The organism is Streptomyces viridosporus (assembly GCF_002078235.1).
Taxonomy (GTDB): Bacteria; Actinomycetota; Actinomycetes; order Streptomycetales; family Streptomycetaceae; genus Streptomyces; species Streptomyces viridosporus.
Genome location: NZ_MSGP01000106.1, coordinates 1 through 11,617, shown reverse-complemented (window position 1 = coordinate 11,617; position 11,617 = coordinate 1). Strand labels below are relative to the sequence as shown.

Annotated in this window: 11 protein-coding genes and 3 tRNA genes; 7 read left to right on the top strand and 7 right to left on the bottom strand. The window is 72.5% G+C overall.

Features of this window, described 5'->3' with window-relative positions; all coding sequences use genetic code 11:
* A partial coding sequence (gene dnaG, locus B7L92_RS07650; protein WP_497590776.1) for a DNA primase occupies positions 1–518 on the top strand: 518 nt, incomplete at its 5' end.
* A 314-nt stretch (positions 519–832) separates the two neighbouring features.
* Positions 833–2,125, top strand: coding sequence for an RNA polymerase sigma factor (locus B7L92_RS07640; protein ID WP_081236695.1), 1,293 nt, complete (start codon positions 833–835; stop codon positions 2,123–2,125).
* 44 nt (positions 2,126–2,169) lie between these two features.
* Here the strand turns inward: B7L92_RS07640 and B7L92_RS07635 are convergent, their stop codons facing one another.
* From B7L92_RS07635 to B7L92_RS07620, 4 genes are all read right to left on the bottom strand, one after another.
* Complete coding sequence (locus tag B7L92_RS07635) at positions 2,170–4,098, bottom strand: ABC transporter ATP-binding protein (RefSeq protein WP_081236694.1); 1,929 nt, start codon at positions 4,096–4,098, stop codon at positions 2,170–2,172.
* Positions 4,098–5,831, bottom strand: coding sequence for an ABC transporter ATP-binding protein (locus B7L92_RS07630; RefSeq protein ID WP_081236693.1), 1,734 nt, complete (start codon positions 5,829–5,831; stop codon positions 4,098–4,100). The genes B7L92_RS07635 and B7L92_RS07630 overlap by 1 nt, the downstream gene beginning before the upstream one ends.
* 112 nt (positions 5,832–5,943) lie before the next feature.
* Entirely contained in the window at positions 5,944–7,398 is a 1,455-nt protein-coding gene (locus B7L92_RS07625) for an FGGY family carbohydrate kinase (RefSeq protein WP_081236692.1), read from the bottom strand.
* Positions 7,399–7,449: 51 nt separating this feature from the next.
* Positions 7,450–7,755 (bottom strand): hypothetical protein, encoded by a 306-nt coding sequence (locus B7L92_RS07620; protein WP_081236691.1) that lies wholly within the window; start codon positions 7,753–7,755, stop codon positions 7,450–7,452.
* A gap of 167 nt (positions 7,756–7,922) precedes the next feature.
* Between B7L92_RS07620 and B7L92_RS07615 the strand changes: the two genes are divergently transcribed.
* The 3 genes from B7L92_RS07615 (at position 7,923) to B7L92_RS07605 (ending at position 8,328) form a co-directional block, all read left to right on the top strand.
* Positions 7,923–7,995: transfer RNA gene (locus B7L92_RS07615), tRNA-Asn, on the top strand.
* 5 nt (positions 7,996–8,000) lie between these two features.
* Positions 8,001–8,073: transfer RNA gene (locus tag B7L92_RS07610), tRNA-Asn, on the top strand.
* A gap of 178 nt (positions 8,074–8,251) precedes the next feature.
* A tRNA-Ile gene (locus B7L92_RS07605) sits at positions 8,252–8,328 on the top strand.
* A gap of 49 nt (positions 8,329–8,377) precedes the next feature.
* Here the strand turns inward: B7L92_RS07605 and B7L92_RS07600 are convergent.
* Positions 8,378–8,566 carry a hypothetical protein gene (locus B7L92_RS07600; protein WP_081236690.1) on the bottom strand — a complete coding sequence of 63 codons (189 nt, stop codon included), beginning with the start codon at positions 8,564–8,566 and terminating at the stop codon, positions 8,378–8,380.
* 296 nt (positions 8,567–8,862) lie between these two features.
* Positions 8,863–9,540 carry an ANTAR domain-containing response regulator gene (locus B7L92_RS07595; RefSeq protein WP_081236689.1) on the bottom strand — a complete coding sequence of 226 codons (678 nt, stop codon included), beginning with the start codon at positions 9,538–9,540 and terminating at the stop codon, positions 8,863–8,865.
* 244 nt (positions 9,541–9,784) lie between these two features.
* Here B7L92_RS07595 and B7L92_RS07590 point away from each other — a divergent pair, with 244 nt between their 5' ends.
* Positions 9,785–10,096 carry an STAS domain-containing protein gene (locus B7L92_RS07590; protein WP_170102183.1) on the top strand — a complete coding sequence of 104 codons (312 nt, stop codon included), beginning with the start codon at positions 9,785–9,787 and terminating at the stop codon, positions 10,094–10,096.
* Positions 10,093–11,046 carry an anti-sigma factor RsbA family regulatory protein gene (locus B7L92_RS07585; protein ID WP_081236687.1) on the top strand — a complete coding sequence of 318 codons (954 nt, stop codon included), beginning with the start codon at positions 10,093–10,095 and terminating at the stop codon, positions 11,044–11,046. Before B7L92_RS07590 ends, B7L92_RS07585 begins: the two co-directional genes overlap by 4 nt.
* Before the next feature lie 31 nt (positions 11,047–11,077).
* On the opposite strand, the gene B7L92_RS07580 is transcribed toward B7L92_RS07585, so the two are convergent.
* Positions 11,078–11,617, bottom strand: a 540-nt coding sequence (locus B7L92_RS07580) for a rod shape-determining protein (protein WP_081236686.1), incomplete at its 5' end; no start/stop codon positions are given.

Sequence of the window (11,617 nt, the reverse complement as noted above, 5' to 3'; positions counted from 1 at the left end):
CGGCCGCCCCGCGCGGTCCCGCCCTCACCCTGCGCAACCCGGTCTTCGCCACCGAACGCGAACTGCTCAAGCTCGCCCTCCAGCGCCCGGAACTGGTCTCCCCGGCCTTCGACGCGTACGGCGTCGACGAGTTCACCGCCCCGCCCTACGCGGCCGTGCGCCAGGCCGTCCTGGACGCGGGCGGCGCGGAGTACGGCGTGCAGAACCCGCAGGAGTACCTGATCCGGGTCCGCGACGCCGCTCCCGACGACACCGTCCGCGCCATGGTCACCGAACTCGCCGTGGAGGCGATCATGCTGCACCGGGGCGTCAAGGAGGTCGACGAGACCTACGCGGGCGCCCAGCTCGTCACCGTCCGCCGCCGCGCCGTCGAACGCCGCATCCGCGACGTCACCAGCCGCCTCACCCGCCTCGCCACCCACGGCGACCCGGCCGAACTGGCCTCCGTGCAGAACGAGCTGTGGGTCCTGCAGCAGTACGACCAGGCACTGCGGGAACACGGCGCGGCGGCGCTGTAGGAGACGGGGTCAGGCCCGGGTGGACGCGGGCGTCACCGCCCGCACCAGCCGGTCGACGAACTCCCGCTCGGCGTCCTCGGACCGCGGGTGCTCCGCGGCCCACCGGCGCGACCGCTCGGCTCCTCGGGGCCGCGGCAGCGGACCGTCACATGGGTTTCGTAAAGGGGATCGGACACCCGGGGGCCGTCCCGGACCGGGGCCGCGCCCGGCATCCGGGTTTCCGTGCGGTGTAACCGCCCGGTCACGGACCGGACGCAAAAAGTCATCGCACGCCCCTCGTGGGGACGATGTGTCGTACCCCACACTGGGGTGCGGTGCCTGAGTCCTCGGAGCGCGGCCGATCCGTCAACGACGGGTCCCGGACACCCGCGGTTCCGCCCATCGCGTACGGGACGGACAGCGGCGAGGCCGCCGACTCCGCTCCCGAAGTACCGCTGCCGCCCCTCCCGGCGACGGCGATCATCCTGGAGGTCGCCCCCGTGCAGACCCAGACCCTCGCCCAGACCGACACGAGCACGGCCGGCGCGCCGCCGGCCACGGACGTCCTGGTGGCGGTGCCCGCGCAGAGCCGTGTCGTGCACCACTCCGAGGCCGGGACGGACCCCGGGATCCCGCCCGAGCCGGCCGAACCGCCTGCGGACGCGAGGGAGCCGGCCGAGCCCGCCGGGACCCCGCCCCCGCGCCCCGAGACCGGCGGCCCCTCATCGGACCTGTTCCGCCAGTACCTGCGGGAGATCGGCCGCATCCCCCTGCTCACCGCGGCCGAGGAGGTCGAACTCGCCCGCCGCGTCGAGGCCGGGCTGTTCGCCGAGGAGAAGCTGCGGCTCACGCCCGACCTGGACAGCCGGCTCGCCCACGACCTGGACCGGCTCGTCGTCATGGGGCGGATGGCCAAGCGCCGCCTCATCGAGGCGAACCTGCGGCTCGTGGTGTCCGTCGCCAAGCGGTACGTGGGCCGCGGGCTGACCATGCTCGACCTGGTCCAGGAGGGCAACCTCGGTCTGATCCGGGCGGTGGAGAAGTTCGACTACGCCCGCGGCTACAAGTTCTCCACCTACGCCACCTGGTGGATCCGCCAGGCCATGTCCCGCGCGCTGGCCGACCAGGCCCGCACCATCCGCGTCCCCGTCCACGTCGTCGAACTCATCAACCGCGTCGTCCGCGTCCAGCGCCGCATGCTCCAGGAGCGCGGCCACGAGCCGACCCCGGACGAGGTCGCCGCCCACCTCGACCTGCCCCCCGAGCGGGTCGGCGAGGTCCTGCGGCTCGCCCAGGAACCGGTCTCCCTGCACGCCCCGGTGGGCGAGGAGGACGACGTGGCCCTCGGCGACCTCATCGAGGACGGTGACGCCGCGAGCCCGGTCGAGTCGGCCGCGTTCCTGCTGCTGAAGGAGCACCTGGAGGCGGTGCTGTCGACGCTGGGGGAGCGGGAGCGCAAGGTCGTCCAGCTCCGCTACGGACTCGTCGACGGCCGCCCCCGCACCCTGGAGGAGATAGGCCGCATCTTCGGCGTGACCCGCGAGCGGATCCGGCAGATCGAGTCCAAGACCCTCAACAAGCTCCGCGACCACGCCTTCGCCGACCAGCTGCGCGGCTACCTGGACTGACGCGAGGACGGGCCGCCCCGACCGGGGCGGCCCGCCGCGTCCGCTCAGTCCACCTCCGCCACCGCCTGCGCGAACTGCGCCCGGTACAGCCGCGCGTACGCCCCGCCGGCCGCCAGCAGCTTCTCGTGCGAGCCCTGTTCGACGATCGAGCCGTTCTCCATGACGAGGATCGTGTCCGCGTCCCGGATCGTGGAGAGCCGGTGCGCGATGACGAACGAGGTGCGTCCGTGCGCCAGTTCGGCCATCGCCTTCTGGATCAGCACCTCGGTGCGGGTGTCCACGGAGCTCGTCGCCTCGTCCAGCACCAGGATCACCGGGTCGGACAGGAACGCCCGCGCGATGGTGATGAGCTGCTTCTCGCCGGCGCTGACCCCGCTGCCCTCGTCGTCGATCACCGTGTCGTAGCCGTCGGGCAGGGTGCGGATGAACCGGTCGGCGTGGGCCGCCCGGGCCGCCTCCTCGATCTCCGCCCGGGTGACCTCGCGGGCGGCGCCGTAGGCGATGTTCTCCGCGATGGTGCCGCCGAACAGCCAGGTGTCCTGGAGCACCATGCCGATGCCGGCCCGCAGTTCGTCCCGGGACATCCGCGCGATGTCCACGCCGTCGAGGGTGATGCGCCCGCCGGAGACCTCGTAGAACCGCATCAGCAGGTTCACCAGCGTCGTCTTGCCGGCGCCGGTCGGGCCGACGACGGCCACCGTGTGTCCCGGCTCGACCTTCAGCGTCAGGTTCTCGATCAGTGGCTTGTCGGGGTCGTAGCGGAACGACACCTGCTCCAGCGCCACCCGCCCGCGCAGCGCGGCCGGCTTCTCGGCCGGCTCGGGGTCGGCCCGCTGCTCGTCGGCGTCCAGCAGTTCGAAGACCCGCTCGGCCGACGCGACGCCCGACTGCACCAGGTTCGCCATCGAGGCGAGCTGCGTCAGCGGCATCGAGAACTGCCGCGAGTACTGGATGAAGGCCTGGACGTCACCGATGGACAGCGCGCCCGACGCGACCCGCAGACCGCCGACCACCGCCACCAGCACGTAGTTGATGTTCGACACGAAGAACATCAGCGGCTGCATGACTCCGCTGTTGAACTGCGCCCGGAACCCGGCCTCGTACAGCGCCTCGTTCTCCTCGGCGAACCGCTTCGCCGACTCCTCCTGCCGCCCGAACACCTTCACCAGGGCGTGCCCGGTGTACATCTCCTCGATGTGCGCGTTGAGCGTGCCGGTCGTGCGCCACTGCTGCACGAAGTGCGGCTGCGACCGCTTGCCCACGCGCGTGGCGACCACGAACGACAGCGGCACGGTCACCAGCGCGACCAGCGCGAGGATCCAGGAGACGTAGAACATCATCGCCAGCACGCCGATGACGGTGAGCAGCGAGTTGATCAGCTGGCCCATCGACTGCTGCAGCGTCTGCCCGATGTTGTCGATGTCGTTGGTGGCCCGGCTGAGCACCTCCCCGCGCTGCCGCCGGTCGAAGTACGACAGCGGCAGCCGCGACAGCTTCGTCTGCACGTCCTCGCGCATCCGGTACATGGTGCGGTTCACGGCCCGGTTCACCAGGCGCGTCGCCACCGCCATCAGCAGACCGGCGGCCCCGAACACCGCCAGCGCGAGCAGCAGGACGTGTCCCACGGCCGTGAAGTCGATGCCCTCGCCGGGGGTGAAGTCGGTGCTGCGGAGCATGTCGGCGACGTCGCCGTCGCCGCGCTCGCGCATCGAGTCCAGCACCTGCTCCTTGGAGGCGCCCGCGGGCATGTCGCGCCCCACGATGCCCGCGAAGACCAGGTCGGTCGCCCGGCCGAGGATCTTCGGCCCGATCACGCTGAGCCCCACGCTCAGCACCACACAGGCCAGCAGCCCGTAGATCGTCAGCCGTTCCGGTCCGAACCGGGCGATCAGCCGTTTGCCCGATCCCTTGAAGTCCATCGTGCGCTGGTCGGGGCCGCCCCCGGCCATCATCCGCGCCGCAGGCCCCGCCATCAGGCAGCCTCCGCTTCCGTCAGCTGGGAGAGCACGATCTCCCGGTAGGTCTCGTTGTCCGCCATCAGCTCGTGGTGCCGGCCGGTGCCGACCACCCGGCCCTCGTCCAGCACCACGATCCGGTCGGCGTCCCGGATGGTCGCCACCCGCTGGGCGACGATCACCACGGTCGCCTCGGCGGTCTCCTCGGCCAGCGCCGCGCGCAGGGCCGCGTCGGTGGCGTAGTCGAGCGCGGAGAAGGAGTCGTCGAAGAGGTAGATCTCCGGGCGCTGCACCAGCGTCCGCGCGATCGCGAGCCGTTGGCGCTGACCGCCGGAGACATTGGTCCCGCCCTGGGCGATCGGCGCGTCGAGCCCGCCCTCCAGCCGCCGCACGAACTCCTCGGCCTGCGCCACCTCCAGCGCGTGCCACAGCTCCTCGTCGGTGGCGTCCGGATTGCCGTACCGCAGGTTGGTCGCCACCGTCCCCGCGAACAGGTACGGCTTCTGCGGCACCAGGGAGACCGTCCGCGCCAGCAGCGCCGGATCGATGTCCGCCACGGGCACGCCGTCCACCAGCACCTCGCCGTCGGTCGCGTCGAACAGCCGGGGGACCAGCCCGAGCAGCGTGGACTTGCCGCTGCCGGTGGAGCCGATCACGGCGGTGACCTCACCCGGCCGCGCCACCAGGTCGACGGCCTTCAGCACCGGCTCCTCGGCGCCCGGATAGCCGAAGCCGGCGCCCCTCAGTTCCAGGTGGCCGTGGCGGCGCAGCTCGGTGACGGGCGCGACGGGCGGCACGACGCTCGAGGAGGTGTCCAGCACCTCGTGGATGCGCTCGGCGCACACCTCGGCGCGCGGCACCATCATGAACATGAAGGTGGCCATCATCACGGACATGACGATCTGCATCAGATAGGCGAGGAACGCGGTCAGGTCGCCGATCTGCATCCCGCCGCTGTCGATGCGGTGCGCGCCGAACCACACCACCGCGATCGACGACAGGTTCACCACCGTCATGACCACCGGGAACATCAGCGCGAGCAGGTTGCCGGTGCCCAGCGACACCTCGGTCAGCTCGGTGTTGGCCTCCCGGAACCGCCGCTGCTCGTACGCGTCCCGCACGAACGCCCGGATCACCCGGTTGCCGGTGATCTGCTCGCGCAGCACCCGGTTCACCGTGTCCAGCCGCTCCTGCATGGTCCGGAACAGCGGCCGCAGCCGCCGCACGATCAGCGTCACGCAGATCCCCAGCACCGGCACCACCGCGACCAGCACCCCGGACAGCGGGACGTCCAGCCCGAGCGCCATCACGATGCCGCCCACACACATGATCGGCGCCGACACCATCAGGGTGAACGTCATCAGGACCAGCATCTGCACCTGCTGGACGTCGTTCGTCGTCCGGGTGATCAGCGAGGGCGCGCCGAAGTGACCGACCTCACGCGCGGAGAACGACTGCACCCGGTCGAACACGGCGGCGCGCACGTCCCGCCCCAGCGCCGCCGCGGTCCGGGCGCCGTAGTACACGGCACCCACGTTGCACACGACCTGCACCAGCGAGACGCCGATCATCAGGGCGCCGTGGGTCAGGATGTAGCCGCTGTCCCCCTGGACGACACCGTCGTCGATGATGTCCGCGTTCAAGGTGGGCAGGTAGAGCGAGGCGCAGGTCTGCAGGAACTGCAGCAGCACCAGGAGGGCGATGGGTCTCTTGTAGGGCCTGAGATGGGCACGCAGAAGTCTGATGAGCACGCTGCTTCTCTCGGAGTGGTCGACGGGGGCGTTGGTTGCCCGTGGCCCCCATCGTCGAACACTCCACCCGCGTTACCTCAACCGATTTAACGCGCCGGACCGCGCCGCGGCGTCACAGCCGGAACGCCCCCGGGTGGGTCTGCTCGCGCACCGACACGAACTGCTGGCGCACCGCCTGGCCCACCGCCAGCTCCTCGCCCGGGTCCAGCACCTGCGCCGCCGCGCCCTGCCAGACCGGCGGGGTGCGCGGGTCCAGGGCGCCCTGGGAGACGCCGAGCGCCCAGGCCGCCTGCCGGGCCGCGCCGACCGCGGCGTAGTCCGCGGGCTGCGGCACCATCACCTGCACCCCGAACAGCGGCGGCGCCGCCGCCTGCACGGCGGGCAGCTCCGCGACCGACCCCAGCAGGAAGACCCGCCGCACCTCCACGCCCCGGCCGCGCAGCACGTCCAGCGCGTCCGCCAGCCCGCACAGCATCCCCTCGAACGCGGCCCGCGCCAGGTGCTCCGGCTTCATCGACTCGCGCCGCAGCCCCGCCAGGGTCCCGGCGGTGTGCGGCAGGTTCGGTGTCCGCTCGCCCTCCAGGTACGGCAGCAGCACCAGCCCGTGCGCCCCCGGCGTCGACTTCATCGCCAGGTCGGACAGGCTCTCCAGATCGGGCACCCCGAGCAGCTCCGCCGTGCCGCGCAGGGTCCGCACGGCGTTCAGCGTGGTGACGACGGGCAGGTGCATACCGGTCGCGTCGGCGAGGGAGGTGATCGTCCCGCTCGGGTCGTACAGCGCCTCGGGGTGCACGGCCATCACCGACCCGGACGCCCCCAGCGACACCACCGCGTCGCCCAGCCCGATCCCCAGCCCGAAGGCCGCCGCCATCGTCTCGCCGGTCCCGGCGGAGATCAGCAGCCCCTCCGGCGTCGTCCCGGCCGCCTCCGCCGGGCCGATCACCTCGGGCACCATGGCCTGGTGCCCGAGCGCCAGCTCGATCAGGTCGGGACGGTAGCCACCGGTGGCCGCCGCCCAGTAGCCGGTGCCGGAGGCGCCGCCTCGGTCGGTGGTCCGGCGCACCGGCCGGCCCAGCAACTGCCACACCAGCCAGTCGTGCGCCTGCAGCAGCATCGCCGTGCGCGCGGCGTTCTCGGGCTCGCTGCGGGCCATCCAGCGCAGCTTGGTCACCGGCTGCGCGGCCTGCGGCACACTTCCCACCGCCTGCGCCCACGCCTCGCGCCCGCCGAGCGCCTCGATCAGATCGGCCGCCGCGACCTGTGCCCGCTTGTCGCCGCCGACCAGGGCGGGCCGCACCGTGTTGCCCTGCGCGTCCAGCGGGACCAGCGCGTTCTGCTGCGCGGAGACCCCGATGGCCTGCACCCCCTCCAGCAGCCCGCCGCCCGCGGCCTCGCCCAGCGACAGCAGCCAGGCCTGCGGATCGACGTCGGAGGGACGGCCTCCGCCCACGGGGCTCTCCACCGGGTGTGGCGCATATCCCTGCCTGATCACGGCCCCGGTGTCCGTGTCACAGACGACGATACGAGTGAAATCGGGCGCACTGTCCAACCCGGCAACTATCCCCATGACCGAAATTCTGCCGCACCCCGGAACCTCGCCGCGCAGGGCCGTCGGGCCCTAGGTGTTGCTCGTGCCCCAGTCGTCCTCGCCGGCCCCCTGCGCGGTGCGTTCGCGCAGGGTGCGCACCCGGTGGGCCACCGAGTCGGGCATGCGGTCCCCGACCTTGTCGCTCACCGCGTGGTAGGCCTTGCCCGCGAACTCACGGCCCTGCTGCGCCGCGGTCTCCGCGGTGTTGCGCACGGCGGGGTTCTGCGTGAACTGCTGCGCGGACTTCTTCAACTGCTCGTAGCGTTCGCGTCCGGCCCTCGTGCCCAGCACGTAACCCAGGACGACTCCGGTGACGAACGTGAGCCGGTAACGCATGGCGGCACACCCTTCCCTCTGCTCAAGTCTGCGTAGGTCTCCGGCGCGGCTCGCGCAGGGAGTACCGATTGGCGGAGCACCCCCCTGCTTGCGCTAATGTATGTGTCGCAGCGAGCGCGCGCCCCCTGGCGGATACCCAGGGAGGTACGTTCGATGCAACGAGGCATTCCTCCGTAGCTCAATTGGCAGAGCAGCCGGCTGTTAACCGGCAGGTTACTGGTTCGAGTCCAGTCGGGGGAGCTCGGTCCTCCGTAGCTCAATTGGCAGAGCAGCCGGCTGTTAACCGGCAGGTTACTGGTTCGAGTCCAGTCGGGGGAGCATGATGAACGAGGACCCCCTTGGGGGTCCTTTTTCATGTTCGCCGGAACCGCACGGGGCCGGGTGCGGTCTCCATGGTCACGAAGGCCGTGCGCAGCCGCCCAGCCGAGGCAGGAGATCGTATGAGCGGCTATGCTGCGGCAGACGGCGCGCACACATGTACGCGACACGCCGCCATGGGGCGGTAGCTCAGCCGGTTAGAGCAGCGGACTCATAATCCGTCGGCCGTGGGTTCGAGTCCCACCCGCCCCACCACTCGCCGCACGCGCGGAAACGGGCGCCGTGCGTGCGCGGACCCGGCTCCTCAGGTTCCGGCTCCGTGCGGGCCGGTGTCGCTGTCGGTCCCGGTGGACTCCTTCGTGTCATTGCGGTCGTCGCGGTCGTCGCGATCGCCCTCCGCCTGGGAGGGAGTGGGGCGCGGCTCGGAGCTCGCGGTGGGCTCCTCGTCGTCGCGGTCGCCCTCGGCCTGGGACGGGGTGTGGTGCTCGGTCATCGTGGGTGCCTCCGCGTCGTGGAACAGGTGGCCGTCCGCCGCCGGGCGGCCGGGAGGGGCGCTCCGGTGGCGCGCGAACCGAGTACCCCCGCAGGACCGTCGTCACCAGCGGCACCGCTGTACACAGGGCGGGCACGGCAGGTACGACGGGCACGGCAGGCGCGACGGGCGTGGAACGTACGGGAAGCGCGAAAAGTACGATAAGCGCAGATGGCGCGAAAAGCACGGAAATCGCGGCGGTGGCGGCGATGACGGCGCATCAGCTCGCGGAAGGCCCGCGGGCCTTGGACCGTTCCTCAGGACCGACGGCGTGCGAGGGCCCTGGTCAGGGCCGTGCGGACCTCCGGCGGCAGGGGAGTGCCCTCCGCCGCCGCGCAGGCCGTCAGGGCCGCGGCGACCGTGCGGAGCTTGGTGTTGGACAGCTGGGAGGCCTCCCGGAGGATGTGCCAGGCCTCGTCCGAGGTGCAGCCGTACGTGGCCATCAGGACGCCGCGGGCCTGGTCGATGATCGGGCGGGAGGCGATCGCCTGCCGGAGCTGCTCGACCTCGGCCTGGAGCGTGTGCAGCCGTTCCGCCCGTTCCAGGGACACCGCCGAGGCGGCCCGAGTCGACGCGCCTTCCGGGGCCGGGGAGCGCAGCGGGTCCGTGGTGTCGAGGCCGGCGAGCTCCAGGATGCGGCGCGGCTGGCCGTTCCAGCGGGTGGCCGTGACCGGCACCGACCGCCGACGGCCGTGGTCGCGCAGGACGTCGAGGAACTCCAGTCCGGCGGTGTCCATGAAGTACACGCCGCTCATGTCCAGGTCCACCCGCGCCGTGTCGGCGGGCAGCCGGGCCAGCTTCTCGGTCAGGGCGTGCGCGCACCCGCGGACGAGTTCGCCACGCGGGACGAGCAGTGCCCGGTCCGTCTCCATGCGCCCGCCGATGACCAAGGTGTTCGTCCTGCCCGGGAGGGGGAGGGGTGCCGAGGAGGTCATGTCACCGCCTTGTCGGTCCTCGTGGGTGGTCGTCGGACGTCCGGGTGAGTTCGGCCACCGCCGGAACCGGGGCGGTAGGCTGCGCACGGTCCCGGCCGTACTGCGGGTGCGCCTGCCCCACCTGTGCCTCCCTACACGCCGGGCCGAGGAATGACCCGGAATCGCCGGGGTACCTGCTGGTCCTGAACATGGGGAGACGGTGTTGGGCACTGGGCGTCAGGCGCCGCACGGACCCGGGACCCCGGTGCCGTTCCTGACGGTGCGCCCACTGGACGGGTGCCGTGGTGTCCGTGCGGCCGGAGAGGTCGGCCTGGCCACGCACACGGTCTGGGAACACGCACTGGAACGGGCGGTGCGCGAGGGCGAGGACGTGTACCACCTGGAGCTGTCCGAGGTGACGTTCGTCGACGTCGCGGGCGCCGATGCCCTCGTGGCCGCCGCCGAGCGGCTCGGGGACGGCCGGCGGTTCGTGGTGCGCCGTCCGCCGCCGGCCCTGCGACGGGTGCTGGAGATGTTCTGGCCCGACCTTCCGACGATCGAGGTGTCGATGTCATGAGAGCCGCGGCCGAACAGGCGGGGACCACCCCCGAACCCTTCGTCCACCCCGCCCTCTTCTACCGGGACGAGCGGGAGTACCTGGACGGCACCGTCCCGTTCGTGCGCGAGGCACTGGCGGCCGGTGACCCCGTGGCGGTCGCCGTGCCCGGTGACCGGCTGCGGCTGATCCGGGACGCGCTCGGCGACGACGCGCGGGCCGTCCGGCTGCTGGACATGCGGGAGGCCGGACGCAACCCCGGCCGCATCATCCCCGGCGTGCTGCGCTCCTTCGCCGACGCCCAGCCGGACGGGCGCCGGGTGCGGATCATCGGCGAGCCGATCTGGGCCGGCCGCTCCGCGGCCGAGTACCCCGCCTGCGCCCAGCACGAGGCGCTGATCAACGCCGCCTTCCGGGGCCGCGCGGTGACCATCCTGTGCCCCTACGACGCCGGGAGCCTGCCCGGACCGGTCCTCGCCGACGCCCGTGCGACCCACCCCGTCGTCCTCCCGGCCGGCTCCGGCCCGGCGCAGGACAGCGCCGCCTACGCCCCCGACGCCGTCGTCGCCCGCTACAACGAGCCGCTGCCGCTCGTGCCGGACGCGCTGACCCTCCCCTTCGCCGCCGAGTCGCTGACCCGGGTCCGGCACCTCACCACCGACGAGGGGCGGCGGCTCGGCCTCACCGGCGTCACCCTGGAGGACCTGGCCCTCGCCGCGGCCGAGCTGACCACGAACAGTGTGGTGCACGGCGGCGGTTCGGGAGTGCTGCGGATCTGGGGCGAGGGCGGCCACGTGCTGTGCGAGGTGCGCGACCGGGGACGGCTCACCGACCCGCTCGCCGGACGCCGGCCCCCGGTCCGCGGCCGGAGCGGCGGGCGCGGGCTGCTGCTGGTCAACCTGATCGCCGACCTGGTGCGGATGCACACCGGCGACGAGGGCACGACGGTGCGGTGCTGGTTCGCCCGGTGACCGCTTCGCGGCCGGCGGGGTCCGGCCGGACTCAGGCCCTCAGCGGATCCAGCACCATCGGTGCGATCCTGCCCTCCAGCATGGCGCCCAGCCCCTCCACGGCGCACACGTCCGGCCGCTCGGCGATGTGCACGGGCATGCCCGTCGCCTGACGCAGCATCTGGTCCAGGCCCGGCAGCAGGGCGCTCCCGCCGACCATCACGATCCCGCGGTCGGCGAGGTCGGCGACCAGATCGGGCGGGCACTCCCGCAGCACCTTGCCGATGCCGTCGAGGACGGCGGTGAGCGGTGTCTGGATGGCCTCCCGGATGGCGGCCGTGTCGACCCTCACGGAACGGGCCAGGCCGGTGGCGACGTCCCGCCCGTGGATCTCCGTCGACGTCGGCCCCTCGGACGTGAGCCCGGTGCCGGACAGCGCGAGCTGCAGCGGCCGGACGGACTGGCTCGGCAGCACCAGCTCGTGCCGGTGGCGCAGATGCTGCACGATCGCGTGGTCCACGGCCTCGCCGCCGACGGGGACGCGCTCCGCCGTCACGATCGCCCCCAGGGAGAGCACCGCCACCTGCGTGGC